The sequence below is a fragment of the Streptomyces sp. NPDC050504 genome, assembly GCF_044458065.1.
In the GTDB taxonomy this organism is placed as follows: Bacteria; Actinomycetota; Actinomycetes; order Streptomycetales; family Streptomycetaceae; genus Streptomyces.
This window is the reverse complement of the sequence record NZ_JBITHO010000001.1, coordinates 1,167,669-1,188,812: the sequence shown is the minus strand read 5'-3', so window position 1 is coordinate 1,188,812 and position 21,144 is coordinate 1,167,669. Positions and strand designations below refer to the sequence as shown.

At 74.1% G+C, this 21,144-nt stretch carries 17 protein-coding genes and 1 pseudogene; 7 read left to right on the top strand and 11 right to left on the bottom strand.

All coding sequences use genetic code 11. From position 1 onward, the window contains the following. Positions 1 to 50: 50 nt before the first annotated feature. The 3 genes from pabB to ACIBNE_RS04870 all read left to right on the top strand — a co-directional run bounded on the left by pabB (position 51) and on the right by ACIBNE_RS04870 (position 4,082). The gene (pabB, locus tag ACIBNE_RS04880) at positions 51 to 2,231 is read left to right on the top strand and encodes an aminodeoxychorismate synthase component I (protein WP_399269548.1); all 2,181 of its coding nucleotides are present in this window, start codon (positions 51 to 53) and stop codon (positions 2,229 to 2,231) included. 67 nt (positions 2,232 to 2,298) lie between these two features. Further along, a complete protein-coding gene (locus ACIBNE_RS04875; RefSeq protein ID WP_399269546.1) occupies positions 2,299 to 2,499 on the top strand; it encodes a Trm112 family protein in 201 nt (66 codons plus the stop codon). A 35-nt stretch (positions 2,500 to 2,534) separates the two neighbouring features. Further along, the gene (locus ACIBNE_RS04870; protein WP_399269544.1) at positions 2,535 to 4,082 is read left to right on the top strand and encodes a peptide MFS transporter; all 1,548 of its coding nucleotides are present in this window, start codon (positions 2,535 to 2,537) and stop codon (positions 4,080 to 4,082) included. 30 nt (positions 4,083 to 4,112) lie between these two features. On the opposite strand, the gene ACIBNE_RS04865 is transcribed toward ACIBNE_RS04870, so the two are convergent. From ACIBNE_RS04865 to ACIBNE_RS04835, 7 genes are all read right to left on the bottom strand, one after another. Beyond that, complete coding sequence (locus ACIBNE_RS04865; RefSeq protein ID WP_399269542.1) at positions 4,113 to 4,346, bottom strand: hypothetical protein; 234 nt, start codon at positions 4,344 to 4,346, stop codon at positions 4,113 to 4,115. A 48-nt stretch (positions 4,347 to 4,394) separates the two neighbouring features. Continuing rightward, positions 4,395 to 6,191: an ABC transporter ATP-binding protein gene (locus tag ACIBNE_RS04860; RefSeq protein WP_399269540.1), complete on the bottom strand. Its 1,797-nt coding sequence runs from the start codon at positions 6,189 to 6,191 to the stop codon at positions 4,395 to 4,397. Then, positions 6,188 to 8,002, bottom strand: a complete 1,815-nt coding sequence (locus ACIBNE_RS04855) for an ABC transporter ATP-binding protein (RefSeq protein ID WP_399269538.1) — start codon at positions 8,000 to 8,002, stop codon at positions 6,188 to 6,190. The genes ACIBNE_RS04860 and ACIBNE_RS04855 overlap by 4 nt, the downstream gene beginning before the upstream one ends. A 63-nt stretch (positions 8,003 to 8,065) precedes the next feature. Next, the gene (locus tag ACIBNE_RS04850; protein WP_399269536.1) at positions 8,066 to 9,016 is read right to left on the bottom strand and encodes an aldo/keto reductase; all 951 of its coding nucleotides are present in this window, start codon (positions 9,014 to 9,016) and stop codon (positions 8,066 to 8,068) included. A 90-nt stretch (positions 9,017 to 9,106) separates the two neighbouring features. Further along, a complete protein-coding gene (locus ACIBNE_RS04845; protein ID WP_399269534.1) occupies positions 9,107 to 9,682 on the bottom strand; it encodes an AAA family ATPase in 576 nt (191 codons plus the stop codon). Positions 9,683 to 9,754: 72 nt separating this feature from the next. Continuing rightward, positions 9,755 to 10,636 carry a methyltransferase domain-containing protein gene (locus ACIBNE_RS04840; RefSeq protein ID WP_399269532.1) on the bottom strand — a complete coding sequence of 294 codons (882 nt, stop codon included), beginning with the start codon at positions 10,634 to 10,636 and terminating at the stop codon, positions 9,755 to 9,757. 494 nt (positions 10,637 to 11,130) lie between these two features. Beyond that, positions 11,131 to 12,042: a LysR family transcriptional regulator gene (locus ACIBNE_RS04835; RefSeq protein WP_399269530.1), complete on the bottom strand. Its 912-nt coding sequence runs from the start codon at positions 12,040 to 12,042 to the stop codon at positions 11,131 to 11,133. A gap of 57 nt (positions 12,043 to 12,099) precedes the next feature. On the opposite strand from ACIBNE_RS04835, the gene ACIBNE_RS04830 reads away from it, so the two are divergent. Both ACIBNE_RS04830 and ACIBNE_RS04825 read left to right on the top strand, forming a co-directional pair. After that, positions 12,100 to 12,897, top strand: a complete 798-nt coding sequence (locus ACIBNE_RS04830) for a DUF6585 family protein (RefSeq protein WP_399269528.1) — start codon at positions 12,100 to 12,102, stop codon at positions 12,895 to 12,897. Between the two features lie 101 nt (positions 12,898 to 12,998). Next, the gene (locus tag ACIBNE_RS04825; RefSeq protein ID WP_399269526.1) at positions 12,999 to 13,499 is read left to right on the top strand and encodes a hypothetical protein; all 501 of its coding nucleotides are present in this window, start codon (positions 12,999 to 13,001) and stop codon (positions 13,497 to 13,499) included. 256 nt (positions 13,500 to 13,755) lie between these two features. Here ACIBNE_RS04825 and ACIBNE_RS04820 read toward each other — a convergent pair. Both ACIBNE_RS04820 and ACIBNE_RS04815 read right to left on the bottom strand, forming a co-directional pair. Beyond that, positions 13,756 to 14,169, bottom strand: a pseudogene (locus tag ACIBNE_RS04820) (chaplin); the annotation flags it as partial. 222 nt (positions 14,170 to 14,391) lie between these two features. Further along, positions 14,392 to 15,477 (bottom strand): DUF5937 family protein, encoded by a 1,086-nt coding sequence (locus ACIBNE_RS04815; RefSeq protein ID WP_399269524.1) that lies wholly within the window; start codon positions 15,475 to 15,477, stop codon positions 14,392 to 14,394. 99 nt (positions 15,478 to 15,576) lie between these two features. Between ACIBNE_RS04815 and ACIBNE_RS04810 the strand changes: the two genes are divergently transcribed. After that, a complete protein-coding gene (locus ACIBNE_RS04810) occupies positions 15,577 to 16,821 on the top strand; it encodes an MFS transporter (protein WP_399269522.1) in 1,245 nt (414 codons plus the stop codon). 40 nt (positions 16,822 to 16,861) lie between these two features. Here the strand turns inward: ACIBNE_RS04810 and ACIBNE_RS04805 are convergent, their stop codons facing one another. Beyond that, positions 16,862 to 18,172 (bottom strand): ROK family protein, encoded by a 1,311-nt coding sequence (locus ACIBNE_RS04805; RefSeq protein WP_399269520.1) that lies wholly within the window; start codon positions 18,170 to 18,172, stop codon positions 16,862 to 16,864. 68 nt (positions 18,173 to 18,240) lie between these two features. Next, positions 18,241 to 19,713: a xylulokinase gene (gene xylB / locus ACIBNE_RS04800; protein ID WP_399269518.1), complete on the bottom strand. Its 1,473-nt coding sequence runs from the start codon at positions 19,711 to 19,713 to the stop codon at positions 18,241 to 18,243. 166 nt (positions 19,714 to 19,879) lie between these two features. On the opposite strand from xylB, the gene xylA reads away from it, so the two are divergent. Then, a complete protein-coding gene (gene xylA, locus ACIBNE_RS04795; RefSeq protein ID WP_399269516.1) occupies positions 19,880 to 21,049 on the top strand; it encodes a xylose isomerase in 1,170 nt (389 codons plus the stop codon). Positions 21,050 to 21,144 lie beyond the last annotated feature (95 nt).

Here is a 21,144-nt window from a genome sequence, read left to right as displayed (position 1 = left end):
CGTTCCCCTGCCGTCTCCCGGCCCGCACCCCGCACTGCCCTGGAGCCCCCATGCGGACCCTGCTCGTCGACAACCACGACTCCTACAGCCACAACCTGTTCCAGCTCATCGCCCGCACGATCGGCACCGAGCCCCTGGTGGTGCGCAACGACGACGCGGCCCTGCGCCTGCTCGACCCGGACGACTTCGACGCGCTGGTGATCTCGCCCGGCCCCGGACACCCCGGCCGCGCCCGGGACTTCGGGCTCGCCTCCGACCTGCTGTCCGGCTCCGGGCTGCCCACCCTCGGCGTGTGCCTGGGCCACCAGGGCATCGCCCTGGCCACCGGGGCCCGCGTGGAGCGCGCGCCCGCGCCCCGGCACGGCCACCTCAGCACGATCCGGCACCTCGGCAAGGACCTGTTCGCGCGCATCCCGCAGCACTTCACCGGCGTCCGCTACCACTCGCTGGCCGTACCTGAGCCGCTGCCCGCCGCGCTGGAGGCGACGGCCTGGGCGGAGGACGGCGTCGTGATGGGGCTGCGCCACCGGTCGCTGCCGCAGTGGAGCGTGCAGTTCCACCCCGAGTCGGTGGCCACGGAGTACGGCGCCGAACTCGTCGCCAACTTCGCGCGCCTGGCCCGCGCGCACCGCCGCCCGCGCGCACGGGCCGTGCCCGCAGGGCCGACCGCCGCGGTCGGGCCCTCGGCGGTCTCCGTGGGCGCCCCGGGGGCCGCCACGTCCGACGGTTACCGGCTGCACGTGCGCACCCTGCGCGCGGAGCCGGACACCGACGCGCTCTTCCGCTCCCTGTTCGCCCGCTCCCGGCACGCGTTCTGGCTGGACAGCTCCCGGGTCGAGCCGGGGCTCGCGCGGTTCTCGTTCCTCGGGGACGCGGGCGGGCCGCTCGCGGAGACCGTGCGCTACCGCGCGGGGTCGGGGGGCGTCGAGGTGACGGCCGCCGACGGCCGCGCGACCACCGTGCCGGGCACGGTCTTCGACTACCTGCGCGCGCAGCTGTCCCGACGGCGGATCGCGGCGCCCGCGCTGCCCTTCGACTTCACCTGCGGATACGTCGGCTGGTTCGGCTACGAGCTGCGGGCCGACTGCGGCTCCCCGCTGAGCCGTCCCAGCACGGGCGACGACGCGGCGTGGATCTTCGCGGACCGGCTCGTCGCGGTGGACCACGAGCGCGGCGAGACCCATCTGCTCTGCCTGTCCCGGAACGGCAACGGCAACGGCAACGACGCCGGGTGCGACAGCGAGCGCGCCGAGGCGTGGCTGCGCGAGACCGGCGCCCGCGTCGCCGCGCTGCCCTCACCCGGCACCCGCGCGGACGTCCGTACCGTCGCGGGAGAGGGCCCTGCCGAGTCCTGGCTGGACCGGGACGGCGCGCAGTACCTCGCGGACGTCCGGCGCTGCCACGACGAGCTGCACGCGGGCGAGAGCTACGAGATCTGCCTGACCAACACCGTCCACGTGCCCGTCGACGCGGACGCGCTCGCGGTGCACGGCCTGCTGCGGCGGCTCAACCCGGCGCCGTACGCGGCGTTCCTGCGGTTCGGCGGCACCGAGGCCGTCTGTTCGTCGCCCGAGCGCTTCCTGCGGATCGCGCCGGACGGCACGGTGGAGAGCAAGCCCATCAAGGGCACCGCCCCGCGCGGCGCGGATCCGGCCGAGGACGCCCGCCTCAAGGAGGCACTGGCCCGCGACCCCAAGACCAGGGCCGAGAACCTGATGATCGTCGACCTGCTCCGCAACGACCTGGGCCGGGTCTGCGAGATCGGCAGCGTGCACGTGCCCCATCTGATGCGGGTGGAGAGCTATGCGACGGTGCACCAGTTGGTGTCCACCGTCCGGGGCACCCTGCGGCCGGGCACCGACCCCGTCGACTGCGTGCGCGCCTGCTTCCCCGGCGGGTCCATGACCGGTGCGCCCAAACTGCGCACGATGGAGATCATCGACCGGCTGGAGGGCGCGCCGCGCGGCCTGTACTCCGGCTCGATCGGCTACCTCGGGCTCGCCGGTGGCGCCGACCTCAACATCGTCATCCGCACCGCCGTCCGCACCGGCGGCCGGTGGACGGTCGGGGCGGGCGGCGCGATCGTCCTCGACTCCGACCCGGCGGACGAGTACCGGGAGATGCTCCTCAAGGCCGCTGCCCCGGTGCGGGCCCTGCTGCGCTCGGGGCGCGGCGCGCCCGTGCCCGCGGGGCCGCTCCCCCATGACGTCCCGGCCACGTTCCGGGCCTGATCACCCCTGCGAAACACCGCTCACCGTCCCAGTACGACACCCCTCACCACTCGAATCGGGAGACACCATGACCGTCGAAAACCGCCTGCTGTCCGTCCTCGCCTGCCCCGTCTGCAAGCAGCCGCTCCAACTCGACGCCGACGGAGCCGGGTTGACCTGCCGGGGCGCCGAGTGCGGGCGCGGCTACCGGATCGTCGACGGCATCCCGGTGCTGATCGCCGACGAGGAGCTGGCCACCGCCTCCGTGTCCGGCTCACTGGACGCCTGACCCCGCGCGCGCCTCGGGCGAGGGAGGGACACCCGGTGGACACCCAGCGAACAGTGCCGGCCCGCGCCGTCGGCGCCCGCCACCCGCGCGGACTGCTGACGCTCTGGGGCGTCGAGATGTGGGAGCGGTTCAGCTTCTACGGCATGCGGGCGATCCTCGTGCTCTTCCTCGCCGCGCCGACCGAATCCGGCGGCCTCGGGCTGGCCCCGCACGTCGCGGCGGCCGTGTTCGGGGTGTACGGGGCGCTGGTCAACCTCCTCGCGCTGCCCGGTGGTTGGCTGGCCGACCGGCTGTGGGGATCGCACCGCGCGGTGCTGTGGGGCGGCGTGACCATCACGGCGGGCCACACGGTGCTCGCGGTCCCCGCGGGCGTCGCCTTCACCTACACCGGCCTGCTGCTGGTGGCCGTGGGCACGGGCCTGCTGAAGCCCGGCATCTCCACGATGGTGGGCCGCCTGTACGACTCCGAAACCGACACAGGCACAGGCACCGCAACCGGCACCGCAACCGCCACCACCACCGAGCGAACCGACGGGGAGGGCTCGGCGCGGCGGGACGCCGGGTTCTCGCTGTTCTACATGGGCATCAGCATCGGGGCCTTCGCCGCCCCGCTGATCACCGGCTGGCTCGGCGAACGCGTCGACTGGCACGCCGGGTTCGGTGCCGCGGCCCTCGGCATGCTCGTCGGCCTGGCGGTCTGCGTGCGCGGCCGCGACCGGCTGCCCGAGCACGTCCGCGCCCCGGTGCGGGCCGCTCCCCCGGCCGACCTGCGGCGGATGTTCCTGGCGTCGGCCTGCGCGCTGGTGTTCCTGGCCGTGGTGTTCGCACTCGCCGTGCTGTGGGGGCAGTCCACCACGGACGCGGCGATCCAGTCCGTGACGTGGCTGACCATCGCGGTGCCGCTGGTCTACTTCGTGCTGATGTTCCGTACGGCCGGTCTGGACCCGGTGGACCGCAGCAGGCTGGGCGCCTACGTCTGGATCTTCCTCGCGGCCTCGGTGTTCTGGATGATCGCCGAGCAGGGCGGCTCGCTGATCAGCCTGTTCGCCCGCGACCACGTGGACCGCGACCTGTTCGGCTGGGAGTTCCCCACCAGTTGGTTCCAGTCGCTCGGCCCGCTCTACAGCATCGTGCTGGCGACCGCGTTCGCCGCGCTGTGGCTGCGGCTGGGCAGCCGTCAGCCCAGTACGGCGGCGAAGTTCTCGCTCGGCCTGTTCGGGCTCGGGGTGGCGACGCTGATCATGGCGGGTGCGGCGCTGGCGGCCGACGGCGGCGGGCGGGTCACTCCGCTCTGGCTGATCGTGGCGTTCCTCGTACAGATCATGGCCGAGATGTGTCTGAGCCCCACCGGGTTGAGCGTCACCACCCGGCTGGCTCCCACCCGGTTCGCCAACCAGATCATGAGCCTGTGGTTCCTGTCGGTCGCGATGGGCAGCGCGCTGAGCGCGCAGGTGGTGCGGCTCACCACCGTCTGGTCCCCGGCGACCTACTTCACCGCACTGGCGGGTGCGGCGCTGCTCTGCGCGGCGGCGGTGGCGCTGGCCCGCAAGCGGCTGCGCCGGCTGATGCGCGGGGTGACCTGATCCTGGACGCCGGGAAGCGGCCCGCCCGGTTCAGCCGCGACCGTGCGGCGCGCCGTGCCAGCGCCAGTCGATACGCCGGGGGCGGTCGGGGGTCTCCGTGCGCCCGGTGGCCCACAGCAGGGTCGACCACGGGGCGCCGACGACGGGCACGTCGGGGAACAGGCGCGCCAGGGCCCGCTCGCTCAGGTCCTCCGGGGGCTCCTGCGCGCAGTCCAGGCCCCGGGTGATGTCGTACGCGTGGACCAGTGCCTCGACGACGCCCATGGCGGCGAAGCCCTCCGGGCCGGAGGCTCCGAAGACGTGCGGGGCCGTTCACTCCGCCGCCGGCCCCGCCGCCGACCCCGTCGCCGACATCCACGCCGCGTACAGCTTCGCGTACCTGCCCGGTCGTGCGATCAGTTCGCTGTGGCTGCCCTGTTGGACGATGCGGCCCTGTTCGAAGACCAGCACGTGGTCGGCCGCCTCGGCCGTCGAGAGGCGGTGGGCCACCGAGACCGCGGTGCGGCCGCGCATGGCGTTCTCCAGTGCCCGCTGGAGGCGCTGCTCGGTGGCCGGGTCGACGGCGGACGTGGCCTCGTCGAGCACCAGCAGGTCGGGGTCGGCGAGGTAGGCGCGGGCCAGTGCGACCAGTTGCCGCTCGCCTGCCGACAGTGCCTCGCCGCGCTGGCCGACGGGGGTGTCCAGGCCGTTGGGCAGCCCGGCGAGCCAGCCGTCGAGGCCGAGCTCGCGCAGGGCGCCCAGCACCTCCTCGTCGCTCGTGCCGGGGCGGCCGTACGCGATGTTCGCGCCGATCGTGGTGTCGAACAGGAACCCGTCCTGCGGCACCATCACCACCCGCTCGCGCAGCGAGGAGAACGGCACGTCGGTCAGCGGCACCCCGCCGAGCTCCACCCGGCCCGACGTCGGGTCGGCCAGCCTGATCAGCAGCTTCGCGAACGTCGACTTGCCGGAGCCGGTCTCGCCGACCACGGCGACGCGGGTGCGCGGCGCGATGTGCACCGACACCTCGTGCAGCACCTGGGGGCCGCCCGGGTAGGCGTACCCGACGTCGTCGAACCGCACCTCGACCGGGCCGCGCTCCAGCGCGGTGCCCGCCTCTCCCGGGTCGGGCACGTCGATCGGGGTGTCCACCACCGCGAGCGCGCGGCGCCACCCCGCGAGGGCGTTCTGGAGTTCGTTCAGCACTTCGGTGCTCATCTGGGCGGGCCCGATGAACAGCGTGACCAGGAACAGGAACGCGACCAGCTCGCCGGCCGTCAACTGCCCGCCGACGCCCAGCAGTACGCCCAGGCTGACCACGCCGCCGATCGCGAGCGCGGCGGCCACCTCGCCGCTGGAGAGCGTGACCGCGACCAGCCGCTGCGCGCGGCTCTGGGCCCGCCGGTGTTCCTCCACCGCCGTGTCGATGCGCCGTCCGATGAGGTCGCCCGCGTCGTAGGCGTGGATGACGGCGGCGCCCACCACGGCCTCGCCCGTCGCGGCGAGCATGTCGCCGCCCCGGGTGCGCACGCGGCCGTACGCCGTGGACAGCCTGCGCTGCAGGGACGGCAGCACCAGGACGAGCGGCACGAACACCGCCCACACCATCAGGGCCAGTTGCCAGGAGTAGACGAACATCACCACGCTGCCGACGCCCAGTTGGCACAAGCTCACCATGAACATGCCGCCGAACTGGAGGAACGTGCTGAACTGGTCGACGTCGGCGGTGACCCGCGCCACCAGGTCCCCGCGCCGCTCGGCGCCGAGCGCGGAGGCCGACAGGTCGTGCACCCTGCGGAACGCCTTGACCCGCAGCGTCGCGAGCCCCGCCTCCGTGCTGCGGTAGAGGCGGTGGTTCATGAGGTACGTGACCCAGGCGGTGCCCAGCACCGCGACGGCGCAGACGCCCACCGTGGTCAGCACGAACCCGGTGCGCGGCCCTTCCCCGGCCGTCAGTCCCTCGTCGAGGACGAGCTGTACGGCGATGGGCACGACCACGCGGCCCGCCGCGGCGAGCAGGGCCAGGAGCGCCACGACGAGCAGCCCCTCGCGCAGGCCGGGCGAGACTTCGAGCGCCCGGCGGAACGTCGCCGTGGCGCTCCGCTGCTCTCCGGTGATGCGGCTGCTCACGCCGTCTTCCCTTCCGCGTCGTGCGTGTCGTGCTCGGGCGCTTCTCGCTCTTCCAGTTCTTCGCGTTCGTACGCGGTGACCAGGGTGCGGTAGCCGGTGCACCGGGCGCGCAGTTCGTCGTGCGTGCCGCTGTCGACGACGCGTCCGCGCTCCACGTACACCACGTGGTCGGCGAGTGCGATGGTGGCCTGCCGGTAGGCGACGACCACGAGCGTGGAGGGCACCCGCGCGCCGCGCAGCCCGTTCAGGATCCGGCTCTCCACGTACGGGTCGATGCTGGAGGTGGCGTCGTCCAGGACCAGCAGCCGCGGGCGGCGCACCAACGCCCTCGCCAGCGCGACGCGTTGGCGCTGGCCGCCGGAGAGGGTGGCGCCGCGCTCGCCGACCCTGGTGTCCAGGCCCCGCGGCAGCGCACGCACCACGTCGGCGACCCACACCGCCTCCAGGGCCTCCCAGACCCGGTCGTCGGGCAGGTCGAGGCCGAGGAGCACGTTGCCGCGCACGGTGTCGTCGAAGAGCAGCGTCTCCTGCGGGACGAACGCCACGGCGGACGGCACTTCGCCCGAGCGCATCTCGCGGGCGTCGACCCCGTCCATCAGCACGTCGCCCCGCACGGGGTCGACGAGCCGCACCATGAGGGCCGCCAGCGTGGACTTGCCCGACCCGGTGGGACCCACGATCGCGACGGTGCGCCCGGGGCCCACCGTGAGGGTGACGTCGTGCAGGACGGTGCCGCCGTCGTAGGCGTAGCTGACGCCCCGGGTGTCGAGGCCGATCGGCCCCGCGTCGGAGAGCCGCAGCTCGCCGTTGGGCAGGTCCCCCTCTGCATCCAGGACGTGCCGCACCCTGGACCAGCCGACGGTGCTGCGCGGCAGTTCGGCCAGGACCCAGCCGAAGGCCCGTACGGGGAAGGCGATCATCGTGAACAGGTAGGAGACCTGGACGAGTTCGCCGACGGTGACGGCGCCCTGCGACAGCCGGGCGGTGCCGACCGCGAGCACGGTGAGGATGCCCAGGTTGGGCAGCGCGTCGAGCATCGGGTCGAAGCGCCCCCTGGTGCGGCCGACCGCCACGTTCGCGTCGCGCAGCCGGGCGGCGGCGTCCGCCATCCGGGCCGTCTCGTGCTCTTCGAGGCCGAGGGTCTTGACGACCAGCGCCCCGTCGAAGCTCTCGTGCGCGATGTCGCTGGCCTCGGCGCGCAGGCCCTGCGCGTGTGCCGCGAGCGGGGTGAGTCTGCGCTGGTAGAAGACGTTGAGCAGGCCGATCGCGGGAAAGACGAGCAGGCTCACCCCGGCCAGTACGGGATCGACGGCGAGCATCGACACGATGGTCGCGGCCAGCATGACGACGACCCCGATGGCCGTGGGCAGCGGCACGATCGGCGCCCAGGCGGCCTCCACGTCGGCGTTGACGTTGGAGAGCAGTTGGCCCGCGGGGTGGCGCTGGTGCCAGGAGAGCGGCAGCCGCAGGTAGCGGTGGGCGATCTTGCGGCGGTAGGTGGCCTGGAGCCGGAACTGCATGATGCCCGCCCCGACCCGGCGGCCGATCACTCCGACCACCCGCAGCATCGCCACGCCGAAGATCGCGAGGCCCGCGCCGGTCAGCGCGGCCGCGGTGGTCCTGCCCTCGTCGAAGGCGGGCAGGACCACGTCCTCGGTGATGCGGCCCAGCGTCCAGGACGTGGCGACCGGGGCCACGCCGTACAGGCCGCTGGCGAGGAGCGCCGCGCAGAAGATCCAGGGTTCCTCACGTACGGCGACGGAGAGGACGCCCATGCCTCTGCGCAGGGTCGACCGGTCGGTTGCGGACACGGGGTGGTTCCTCTCGTACGGTACGTGCGGCGTCCGCGCGGGGGTGCGGCAGCGGACGCGGTGTCATTGGCGCGCTCCGGCGGCGGCGGGCAGTCCGTCCAGGAGGGCCAGGTCGTCGTCGGTCAGCCGGACGTCGGCTGCGGCGACGTTGCTCTCCAGGTAGCGGACGTGCTTGGTGCCGGGGATCGGGACGACGTGGCCGCCCTGGGCGAGCACCCAGGCGAGCGCGGTCTGCGCGGGGGTGGTGCCGTGGCGCTCCGCGACGGTGCGCACCCCGTCGAGCAGGCGCAGGTTGGCCGCGAAGTTCTCTTCCTGGAAGCGGGGGTTGACGCGCCGGTAGTCCCCTTCGGGGAGGTCGCCGGCCGAGCCGAACCGGCCCGCGAGGAAGCCGCGGCCGAGCGGCGAGTAGGCGATGAGCGTGATGTTCTCGCGGGCGGTGTACGGCAGCAGTTCCGCCGTCGCCTCGCGGGTCCACAGCGACAGTTCGGCCTGGACGGCGGCCACCGGGTGGACGCCCTGCGCGGTGCGTATCTGCTCGACGGTGACGTCGGAGAGGCCGAGCGCCCTGGCCTTGCCCGCCCGTACGGCCTCGGCCATGGCGCCCCAGGTCTCCTCCAGGGGCACTTCGGGGTCGACGCGGTGCAGTTGGTACAGGTCGACGTGGTCGGTGCGCAGGCGGCGCAGGCTGGCGTCGATCGCGGCGCGGACGTGCTCGGGCCTGCCGTCGCGGCGCAGCCGCGTCTCGCCCTGGACGAAGCCGACCTTGGTGGCCAGGAACGCCTTCCCGCGGCGGTCGGCGAGCGCCCTGCCGACCAGTTCCTCGTTGGTGTGGGGGCCGTAGACGTCGGCGGTGTCGATCAGGTCGGCGCCGAGGTCGAGGGCGCGGTGCAGCACGGCGACGGAGGCGTCGTCGTCCCTGCCCTCGGGGTCGTAGGCGTACGACATGCCCATGCAGCCCAGTCCGACGGCACCCACCTCGGTGCCGTCGGGGCCGATCCCCAGGGTGCGCAACATGGTCTCCTCGCTCGGGTTCCGGATGGGGCGGGAACCGGGCCCGCGGGCCGGGGCGTCGCCGCGCCCCGGCCCGCGGGCCCGGTCGGCGGGTCAGGCGACGGCGCCGTCGGTCCAGGCGCGCTTCAGGATCTCGTCGACCGTCTCGTCGACGGTCTGCTCCGAGGTGTCGAGCCACAGCCCGATGCGGGGCGTGCTGTCCCGGAGGATCCTGTCCATCGCCGCGGGCTGCCAGTCGGGGCCGTAGCCGGTCTTGGCGCGCTTCTCCTCGCGCCGCGCCACGGCCTCGGGGTCGGGCGCGAGCACCACGACGGCGAGCGGGCGGGTCTTGATCAGCTCGGCGATCTCGCCGAGGTACTCGCCGATCAGGATGTCCTGCACGATGGCGGTGAACCCGGCCGCGGCATAGGCGTCGGCGGCCGTGGCCGCCAGTTCGTACCGCAGCCTGAGCTGGGCGACCGCCTCCGGCAGGGCCTCGGCCGTCATGTGCTCCTGGCCGTTGACGATCATGCGGCGGAAGGTGTCGCCCCGCACGTGCGCCGAGCGCGGCAGGCGCTCGGCGAGCGCCTGGGCGACGGTGGACTTGCCCGCGGCCGAGATGCCCGTGACGACGATGACCCCGGGGGCTCCGTCGGGGGTGGGCGCGGCGGAGTGGGTGGTGTCGGTCATGGAGAGGTGGATTCCTTTCTGAACACATAACTCGGACGCCCGAACGCGGCGCCCTGACGACTCCGGCAGCGCTCAGGCGCGTTCGAGGACCAGGAGGTCCATCGAGGCCGGACGTCGCGTGGAGATGCCCCAGGTCCCAGGTCGGGGGTCCCGGCGCACGCGCAGACCGTGTCGCGCGGCCACCGACAGGATGTGGTCGAGGCGGTACGCGATGGCGTACGTGGGCTCCGTCTCGGAGTGCACGTAGTAGTCGCCGTGGTCGTGCGTGAAACTGAAGGCGGTCTCGCCGCGGGCGATGTTCGCGGCGACCGCGTCGTCCACCAGGTAGGCGGTGGCGAAGCACTGTCCGCCGGGCCTGAGGACCCGCGCGGACTCGGCGAGGTAGTTCTCCATCTCGGCCGGGCGCAGATGGCTGATCAGCCCGATCAGCGCGGCGATGTCGAAGGCCGCGTCGTCGGCGGGGAAGCGGAAGTCCGCCGAGGAGAGGGTGCCCTCGGGGTTGTAGATCTCCTGGCGGATGTCGACGTGCTCGAAGCGGAAGTTGGGATGGCGCGGCGTGATGGTCCGGCCGCACCAGTCGATCGCGTGCGGCACGATGTCGAAGCCGAGGTAGGAGCCCTCGGTGAGGACGTCCGTGAGCGGTACCGCGATCCGCCCCGCTCCGCATCCCGCGTCTAGCACGTCGTGCCCGGGGCCCATGCCGAGTTCGTCCCGCATGTACGCGGTGATCTCGCGCCCCACCTTGAGGAAGTCACCGTTGCCGATGAACCTGCGGTAGCGCCGGGGCGGCAGCAGCGGGTGTTCCCGTCCGCGCACCCGGTCCCACAGGTCCATCACGTGTAATCCGGTGTTGTAGCCCGACCGGCGTAAGCGTTCCACGCCCGTGGCCGAGCGCAGCGACGAGGTGTACTTCGTTGCCCTGAGCGACTTCAACTCCGACTTGCTGCCAGGCAAAGGAGTTGCCCCTTTCCATGGTGGGTGCGTGTGGCGTGTGCCCGCAGTCCCGCCCTCGTGGGTCCGGTCTCGTGGTCCGGCTTCCTGATCCGGGTCGGCGTCTTCCGGATCGCTCGGCGCCTCCGCGCGCGAGAGCGCGGCCGTCTTCGAGGCATGCCGCAAACATGGAACCGGAACGTGCCAACGGCGGCTTCCGGCCCACCCGTTCAGGATGTCGATCAGTCAAGGAATGGTCAACAGCACCTCGGGGCGACGGTGTCGTAAAACCGGCCCTGCGGCCTGCTCGCCGCATCCGCGCGGGCTCCGGCAACACGCCGCAGGCCCCGCGATACGGCGGCGCACCCGCCGTGCACGGCCCCGTCCGCGGCAACCCGAGGGCGCCGGTGGAGAGTTCACCGGTATGGCCGATCTACGTGGGTGATGCAGCGACCTCGCGGCGTGGGGCCGCCCGCCCTCCGCGCTCCCCGGCAGGGTCTCGCGCGCACCGGTGTCCGTCACGCGGCGGAGCCCGTCGCGGCCTCCCTGAGCGGTGCGCAGAACCGCAGGGCCGCGGGCAGCGGGGTGGCGGGCAGGGCCACGTGGACGGCGCGGCGCGGCGCGAGGCCCTCGATGCGGCGCAGCACGATCTCGTCGGGCACGGCCCAGGCGGCCAGCGAGGGGACGAGCGCGACCCCGAGGCCCGCGGCCACGTACCCGAACTTCCCCGTCCACTCCGCGATCCTGACGGTCTTCCTGGGCCGGAACCCCGCGCGTGCGCAGACCTCGGTGAGCATCATGGGGCGATCGGCGGGGGCGTCCTGGAGCCACGCCTCGTCCCGCAGTGCGTACAGGTCGACCGTCCCGGCCCCGGCCAGGGGGTGGCGTCGCGGCAGCGCGACGAGGACCTCGTCCTCCAGCAGCAAGGCCGTCGTCACCCCGTCGACCGGGGGCAGGCCCGCCGGATAGTCGCTGACCACCGCGAGGTCGAGCGCCCCGTCCGCGAGGCGCCGCAGCAGCGCGCCGCTGCGGCCCTCGACCGCGACGACCTCGACGTCGGGGGCGGTCCGCCCGAACTCCCGCAGGGCCGTGGGCACCAGGGAGATGTTGGCGGTGGAGAACGCCCCGACGCGCAGCGTGCCGCCCAGGCCCTCGCGGATCATCGAGAGTTCCCGGTCGGCGCGCGCCAGCCGGTCGAGCACGTCCACCGCGTGCCGGTACAACGCGTGTCCCGCGGGGTTGAGCCGCACGCCCCTGGCCAGCCGTTCGAACAGCGCCCCGCCCGCCCGCTGTTCCAGGGACGCGATCCGCCGGGACACCGCGGACTGCGTGTAGTTGAGCCGCTGGGCCGCCTTGGTGAACGACCCGGTGTCGGCCACTGTCACCAGCAGCCGCAGTGCGTCGATCTCGTACACATTCCCCCCGCGCATGACTCCGATGCGATCCGGTCGCTGGTCGGATGGATCAACCGGCTCTACCTTCCAACCATGCTTCCGAACAATCCAGTTGAGACGGGCGGCGGCAGTTCCCCGCGCGCGCACCACAAGTCCACCGCCCTGTCGCCCGAGACCGTCGCGCTCGCCGAGCGGCACCGGCTCGGCGCGCTCCGGGGTGCGTACGCCCCCCGGCGCCTGGGCAAAGTGATCTTCGCCCTCTACGTCTTCACCCTCATCCACCTCCTGGCGCTCCTCATAGTGCCCGGCCTGGTGTTCTACTGGTGGTTGCGCAAGACCCCGAACTTCAGCAGGAAACAGGCCGCCAAGCGGCTCTGCCTGTTCGAGCACGGAATGATCGTGGACCCGCAGTCGGGCGCCGGTGCCGTCGTGGTCCGCTGGGAGTCGGTGCGCCTGTACCAGAAAGTCACCCAGCTGATCGTCGACGGCCTCCCCGCGCCCACCAAGTACGTCTTCACGGCCATCGATCCGAGCGGCGCCCACGTCAGGATCACGGAGTTCTACAACGGCCCCGAGTCCTGGGGGCCGTGGATGCAGAACGCCGTCGTCCGCGCCCAGCACCACGCGAAGACCCAGGACGTCCTGGCCGGGCGGACCGTCGACTTCGGCACCCTGTCGCTGTCGGCCGACGGGGTGTCCGACGCGACCCGCGGCCGCCTCGCCTGGCCCGAGGTCACGGACGTCACCGTGAAGGGGGGCCGGGTGTACGTCATGCAGGCGGGCCAGAAGCACCCGTGGGCGAACAGGGAGGCGGACTCGGTGGCGAACCTCCACCTGTTCCTGACCATGGCCGAAGACCTCGGTCCACACCGGTCGGCCGACGCTCCCTGACACTCGTGGAACGCCGACGCAGCGCGCAGCACGTAAGCTGACGGGCCGTGAGCGGGGTCCGCACGGCCTGCGGGCCCCATGACGTTCGGCAGGTGGGGGCGATGTCCGCAGAAAGCTCGACGACCGCGGCGGAACGGGGGCCGCTGCCGCCCCGGTCCGGCTGGGGGCTGCGGTGTCAGTTCTTCCTGCAGTGGCTCTACCTGCCGCCGGTCCTGCTCTGCGTCTTCGCCGCGAGCCTCTTCTCCGGTGCGGGCGCCGGAGGGTCTCTCCGGGGACGCGGGGCCGAGATTCCCGAAGACCCCTTCGGGGACGGCTTGCCGCTGAGCCGGCGGCAGTACCGCCTGGAGCTGCGCGGCAGCCGCGAGGAGTGGCGCGTGCGCGCCGGTTTCGCCCTGCGCCGCGCCATCGCCCTGGGCCCCTCGGCCCCCGGGGAACCGTTGTTCCTTCCGGCCTGCGCCTATCGCGGGCTGGGACCCGAAGGCGTTCACGAGCTGGCCGTACCACTGGGGTGGCGCGTCGACTGGCCCCGCACCAGGTACGGGCCGGGCAAGGCCGTGTACCTGTCGCCCGCCGAGCCTTCTTCGCCTTCTTCGCGGACCTGAAATCGGCCCGCGGTCCCGTTCCGATGGGCCCCTAAACGCAGTGATGCCTCCCCGGCCCGATCGTGCTGGGGAGACACCATGGTGCTGCGGGGAAGAATCAGCCGCCGTAGTTCCCGTAGCCGGTGTCACCGGCGTCCGGGCCGGTGACCGGACCGGTGACCGGACCCATGCCGGTGACCGGGCCCATGTCGGGGCCCATGCCCACACCGGTGGCGCTGCCGGTGCTCACGCCCACGCCGTTGTCGCCCGCCTCGTCCTCGGCGCCGCCGCCGTTGGCGCAGGAGTTGCCGAACGCCGGGTTCAGACCGGCGATGACGTCGGCGGTGTTGCCGCAGGCGTTGACCGGAACGTGGACCGGGACCTCGGCCGCGTTGCCGGCGACCACGCCGGGCGAACCGACCGCGGCGCCCTCGGCCTTCGCGCCCTCGTCGTCGGCGTTCACACAGGTGTTGCCGAAGGCCGGGTTCAGCGCGCCGATGACGTTGACGGTGTTGCCGCAGAGGTTGACCGGAACGTGGACCGGGACCTGGACGGCGTTGCCGGAGGCCACACCGGGCGAGCCGACCGCGGCCGCCTCGGCGCCCGAGTCGGCGACGGCCAGACCGGCTCCGCCGAGGGCGACGGCACCCGTGCCGGCGAGTACCGCAGCAGCCTTCGCGATGCGAGACATCAAGAACTCCTTGTCTGAAAGCGACCGCACGGATCACGGCCGTCTGGCCCGCTCAACGCCTCATGCGGGACGGGGTCACGACCATTGGGCCGAACGGGAAAACTCCTCCGACCACGGGAAGAATCGTGCCTTCAGCCCCAGGTCGGAACGGCCGTCCCCCGCCGCGGGAAGGTGTCGCGCTTCGCGCCGTGTCGCTCGGGGGCGACCCTCGGGCACGGGCTCTCAGCGCAGCACGGCCGCCAGCAGGTCGGTGCCAAGCGCGGTGAGGTCGGGCAGGTTGAGGGTGTAGCGGACGTACCGGCCGTGCCGTCGGGGCGTGAGGAGGCCCGCGCGGCGCAGGACGGCGAGGTGGCGGGAGACCTCGGGGGGCGATAGCTCCCAGGCGTGGGCCAGTTCGCCGGTGGTGTGCGGGCCGCGGGCCAGGGTGCGCAGCAGTCGGAGCCGTACGGGATGGGCGAGCGCTTCCAGGCGGAGCGTGACCGTCTCCAGCGGGACCGGCTCCGCGGGGCCCGCCTCGGCCACGGGGTACTGCACCACCGGCTGCCAGCCGGCCGCGTGGACCACCACGAGGTGCGGGCGGCCGTGGACGCTGGGGATGAAGGTGACGCCGCCGCCACGGGCCGAGGTGGCCTTGTCCTGGAGCTTGTCGATGACGATGCAGTCCCCTTCGGGCGACAGGGCGACCGCGCCGGAGACCGAGGCGAGCGCCGCCCCGACGCCCTGGCGCTTCAGCAGGTCGTTCTTCAGGCGCAGGTCGGTGGCGATCCGCACGGCGACACCCGCCCAGGCCGCGTCGAAGAACGCGTCGGCGCACTGTTCGAGGGTGTCGCGCACCCTGGCCCGTACGGCGGCCGGGTCGGCCAGCAGGCTCTCCGCGAAGGCCCCTTGGAGCGGCCCGCGGGCCTGGGCCAGGTCCAGGGCTCGTGCGCGCGCGGCCGCGTCGGTGAGGGGCGAGGGGGCCGCGAGGAGGGACTGGCTGCTGCCGCACGTGGGGGCGAGCGCGGCGGTGACGTACGTCTCGTCGTCGATCCGGTCGACGTCGTCGAGTTCCCCGGCGAGGGTCGGCCGGGGCCTGGCGGGGATGAGGAAGTCGGCCTGCGAGGAGCGCCAGAGGGACTCCGTCTCGCGCAGCCGCTCGGCCAGTTCGGGACGCAGCCCGGCCCAGACGGTCCCCGCCCAGTCGGCGAGGTGCGGATGGTGTCCCGGCTCGGCCAGCGCGTGCAGCATCGCGGTGAGCTCGGCGAGCGGGGACGCGGCGAACCGCAACCGCTCGGACGGCAGGCCGCTGATGTCGATCCTCAAGGTCACGGCCTCATCATCACCGGGTACGCGGACGGAGGGGCACGCGGGTTGACCGAAACCGTCAACCCGTGCGGCGGATCCGGCGGCCGTACGGACCGTTGGCGCATGACGACCACCACCGCACCTCCCGCCAAGACCGGTCCCCGCGCCCTCGTCCGGGCCTCCGGAGGCCCCCGCTACGCCGTCGCCCTGGCCGTCGACGCGCTCGGCACCGGCCTGTTGCGGCCCTTCCTGCTGCTCTACGGGGTGCTGGTGCTGGACCTTTCCGCACCGGTCACGGGCATCGCCATGACCGTCGCGATCGTCGCGGGCCTGGTGTGCGTGCCGTTGGTGGGCCAGTGGCTGGACCGGGGCGCGCGCAGCACGGTCGTGGCGGCTTCCATGCTGGTGCGGGTGGTGGGCGTGGCGCTGCTGCTGGTGGCGCCCTCGGGGCAGGTGGGGCCGTTCGCTGCGGCGGCGCTCTTCCTCGGCATCGGCAACCAGGCGTGGCCCGCGGCCCATGCGGCGCTCGTGGCCACGGTCTCCCGCGGCAGGGAGCGCGACGCCGCGCTCGCCGGGGGCCGCGCCCTGCGCAACGCCGGTCTGGGGGTGGGCGCGCTCGTCGCCACCGCGTGCCTCGCGGGCGGCGCCGCCGCGCTCCAGGCGCTGGCGGCCTTCACCGGGCTCGCGTACCTCGCCGCCGCTGCCCTGGCGTGGTCGGTGCGGCTGCGTGCGCGCCCGGCCGCCGCCTTGGCCGCGGACGAGGAAGGGGACGAGGCCGGGGCCGGGGGCGGGGCCGGGGACGGGGGCGCTGACGCGGGGGCCGCGCCCCGGATGCGCGCGCTGCTGGCCGCCAACGTGATCTACGCCTTCTGCCTCAACGTCCCCGAGATCGCGCTGCCCCTGGTCCTGGTGACGCAGTTGGACGCGTCCCCCGTGTGGTCGGCGGCGGTCTTCGTGGCCAACACGGTGCTGGTGGTCGCCTTGCAGGTGCCGGTCACCGTCGCGCTGTCGCGCTTCTCCCGGCGGAGCGTGCTGGCGCTGGCCGGGGTGGTGCTCGCCGTGTCGTACCTGGGCTTCCTCGCGGCCGTCTCGCTGGGGCACGGTTGGGGCCCGCCGGCCGTCGCCGCGGTGTCCGTGGTCTGCACGCTCGGCGAGATCGTCTACGCGGGGAGCGCCACCGCGCTCGTCACCCACCTCGCCCCCGCCCGCGCCCTGGGCCGTACCGTCGCGCGCTTCGAGCTGTCCACGGGCTTCGGCCTCGCCGTCTCCCCCACGGTCATCACCGCTCTCGTGCCCCATGGCCCCGCCGCGCTCTGGGGCGGCCTCGCCGCCGCGACGCTCCTGTCGGCGGGGGCGGTCGCGCGCTGAGCGCTCGGAGCGGCCGGGTGGCGGGGCGGAGCCGGGCCGGTCAGCTCCGCTTCGCCGTCCCGTACGCCAGGGGGTCGGCCAGCACGTCCCGTGCGACGCGGCCCGCCGCTCCCCTGGCCGCGTCGGCCGAGGGGGAGGCGGCGCGGAGCCGGTCGCCCCCGGCCGCCCACATCCCGGAGACGGCGCGGCCGCCCAGCTCCCCGTCGGCCGGGGGCGCCAGCCAGGGCAGCAGGCCCCGGTAGACGCCGCCCAGCACCACCGCCTCGGGGTCGAAGAGGTTCACCGCGCCGGACAGGACCAGCCCCAGCACGCGCCCCGCCTCGCCGACGGCCGCCACCGCCCGCGCGTCGCCCGCGCGGACCCGCCGCTCCAACTCCCCCGTGCCGACCGGGCCCGCGCCCACCGCGCCCGCCGCTGTCGCACCGGACGCGCCCGCACCGGACACGCTCGCGCCGGGCGCCGCCGGCCCTGCCGCCTCCTCGATGCCCGCCGCCCTCAGGAGCGCGAGCTGCCCCGCGTACTGCTCCAGGCAGCCGCGCGCCCCGCACCGGCACTCGGGGCCCGCCGGATCCACCACGACGTGCCCGATCTCGCCCGCGAAGCCGTGCGCGCCGGGCAGCAGCGCGCCGTCCACGACGAGCGCGCCGCCGACCCCGATCTCCCCGCTCACGTAGAGGAAGCTGCGCACGCCGCCCATGCCGCCGAACCACAGCTCGGCGAGGGCGGCGAGGTTCGCCTCGTTGTCGGAGCCGACGGGGAGGGTGCGCAGGTCGGGGCGCACGTCCGTGAGGGCCGCCGCGAACAGTCCTTCCGCGTCGACCCGGTGCCACCCCAGGTTCGGGGCCTGGCGGACGACGCCGCCCGAGACGAGCCCCGGCAGGGCGAGTGCCGCGCCGACCGGGCGCAGGTCCTGCTCCTGCGCCGAGGCGACGGCGCGGGCGGCGATCCTGGCGGCGCGGGCGAGCACGTCGCCGGGCGCGGGCGCGCTGTTGTCCACGTACTCGGTGAGCCTGACCCGGCCGGTGCCCGCCAGGTCCACCACGCACACCGAGACGTAGTCGACGTTGATCTCCACGCCGAGGCCGGCGGGTCCGGTGCGCGCGACCTTCAGTACGGTGCCGGGCCTTCCCGCCTGGCCGCTGAAGGCCTTGCCCGACTCGGTCAGGAAGCCGTCGCGCAGCAGTTGGTCGGCGAGGGAGGAGACGGCGGCGCGGGTGAGGCCGACCCTGGCCGCGACGCCCGCCCGCGTCGCCTCGCCCGCGTCGTGCACGGTGCGCAGCACGAGGCTGAGGTTGTGCCGTCGCACGGTGTCCTTGCCCGCCCTCGAATCCCGCGCGTTGCCCTCGCTCATCACCACGGGAGCCTAAGGGATCGCGAGGAGGCCGGGCGTCCTCGCCCGCAGGCCGCGCGCCGCACGGCTCAGCCGAGGAGGGCGGGGCCCGCCCGGTCGATCACCGCGCCGATCCGTTCGAAGGCGGCGGTGTCCCGCTCGACGGGCGGCAGTTCGGTGCCGCGGCCGCTCTGCCAGGCGGTGGCCAGGGTCACCGGGTCCTCGCCCGTGGCGGCTCCGGCCGCGAGGGCGGCGGCGCCCAGGGCGCCCAGTTCGGTGCTGTCGGGGATCAGCAGGGGGCGCCCCGACAGGCGTCGTACGGTCTCGATCCACGTACGGCCCCGGGCTCCGCCGCCGACCAGGCGCAGCGGGCGGGCCGCGGCCTCGGGGGCCGTCGGGTCGAGGCCGCAGACGCGCAGGAGTTCGTCGAGCGCGCGCAGCACGGTGACGGTGGCGCCCTCGTAGGCGGCGCCGAGGAGCTGCCGCGGGGTGGTGGTGTGGCGCAGGCCGGTGAGCAGGCCCGCCGCGCCGGGGAGGTCGGGGGTGCGCTCGCCGTCGAGGTAGGGCAGCAGGACGGCTTCGCCGCCCGGTTCGGCGTCGTCGCGGTCCAGGCCCAGCAGGGAGGCGACCTTGTCCACGGCGAGCGTGCAGTTGAGGGTGCAGGCGAGCGGCAGGTAGGCGCCGTCCGTGGCGGCGAATCCGGAGAGGGCGGGGGTGCCGGGCCGGGAGCGGGTGGCGGCGAAGACGGTTCCCGAGGTGCCGAGGCTGAGGACGGGGTGGTCGAGCAGCCCCGCCGTGCCGAGGCCCAGGCCGACCGCGGCGGCCATGTTGTCCCCGGTGCCCGCGGCCACCGCGATGCCCGCGGGCAGCCCGAGCGCTTCGGCGGCGCGCGGGGTCAGCGGGCCCACGCGGGTGGCGCCGGTGGGGGCGACGTCGGGCAGCAGCGCGTGGTCCAGGCCGATCAGGTCGAGGACGTCCCGGTCGTAGGCGCCGGCTCCGTGCGCGTACCAGCAGGTGCCCGAGGCGTCGCCGGGGTCGGTGGCCGCGACGCCCGCGAGCCGCTCGGTGAGGAAGTCGTGCGGGAGGCGCACGGCGGCCGTCGCCCCGGCGACGGCCGGTTCGTTCTCCCGCAGCCACTGCCACTTCGCGGCGGTCACCGCGGCGACCGGCGCGGAGCCGACGCGCCGCGTCCAGGCGTCCGGGCCGCCGAGCGCGTCCGTGAGCGCGGCGGCCTGCGGGGCGGACCTGGTGTCGTTCCAGAGCAGTGCGGGGCGCAGCGGGCGCCCGGAGCCGTCCAGGGCGACGAGGCCGTGCTGCTGGCCCGCGACGGCGATGCCGACGACACGGGACGCGGGCACGGCGGCCTCGGCGAGCCCCGCGGCGACGGCGGTGCGCAGCGCCCGCCACCACGCCTCCGGGTCGCTCTCGCGCGCGCCGCCCTCTCCGGTGACGGTGTGGGGGGCGCGTCCGACGGCGAGGAGGCGGCCGGTGGCGGCGTCCACGCACGCGGCCTTGGTCGACTGGGTCGAGCTGTCCACACCGACGACGACGCTCGGCGCCATGATCCGACCTCTTCCGTCCGCTCATTTGATCAGTGGGACAACAAATTACGAGAAGCACGGCTCTCGCACCAGGGGTTCTGCCGCGTCCCGGCATGTGGTTGATTAGTAATCTTAGAAAACAATTACCGGTGCCCTCCGGGCCCGCAGACGTACAAGGCGGCCAGAGATGTCGGAACGCTTCGCCCCCACCCCCCAGGACCGCTTCACCTTCGGCCTGTGGACCGTCGGCTGGCAGGGCCGCGACCCGTTCGGCGAGGCGACCCGCCCCGCGCTCGACCCCGTGGAGACCGTCGAACGGCTCGCCGGCCTCGGGGCGTACGGCGTCACCTTCCACGACGACGACCTGATCCCCTTCGGCGCGCCCGAGGCGCGGCGCGAGGCCGCCGTGAAGCGGTTCAGGGACGCCCTGGACCGCACCGGCCTCCAGGTCCCCATGGCCACCACCAACCTCTTCGCCCACCCGGTCTTCAAGGACGGCGCCTTCACCGCCAACGACCGGGACGTGCGCCGCTACGCACTGCGCAAGACGATCCGCACCATCGACCTGGCCGTCGAGCTCGGCGCGCGGGTGTACGTCGCCTGGGGCGGGCGCGAGGGCGCCGAGTCCGGCGCCGCGAAGGACGTCCGGGTGGCCCTGGACCGGCTGAAGGAGGCGTTCGACCTGCTCGGCCAGTACGTCACCGAGCAGGGCTACGAGCTGCGCCTCGCGATCGAGCCCAAGCCGAACGAGCCGCGCGGCGACATCCTGCTGCCCACGATCGGGCACGCCCTGGCCTTCATCGAGCGCCTGGAGCGCCCCGAACTCGTCGGCGTGAACCCGGAGACGGGCCACGAGCAGATGGCCGGGCTCAACTTCCCGCACGGCATCGCGCAGGCCCTGTGGGCGGGCAAGCTCTTCCACATCGACCTCAACGGCCAGTGCGGCGTCAAGTACGACCAGGACCTCCGGTTCGGCGCGGGCGACCTGCGCCAGGCGTTCTGGCTCGTCGACCTGCTGGAGTCGGCCGGGTACGCGGGCCCGCGCCACTTCGACTTCAAGCCGGTGCGCACCGACGGCCCCGACGGGGTCTGGGAGTCCGCGAAGAACTGCATGCGCAACTACCTGATCCTCAAGGAGCGCACGGCCGCCTTCCGCGCCGACCCGGAGGTCGTCGCCGCGCTCGCCGCCTCCCGGCTGGACGAACTGGCGCTGCCCACGGCCGCGAACGGCCTCGCGGAGCTGCTGGCCGACCCGACCGCGTACGAGACCTTCGACGTGAACGCGGCGGCGGAGCGCTCGATGGCCTTCGAGCGGCTGGACCAACTGGCCCTGGAGCACCTGCTCGGCACCCGCTGACGCCCGTGTCCGGCGCCCCCGACGCCCTCCGGACCCGGCGGGCGCGCCACCCGTCCCGGCGTGCGGGGCCGCCCGCGCTCCCCCAGAATGCGAAA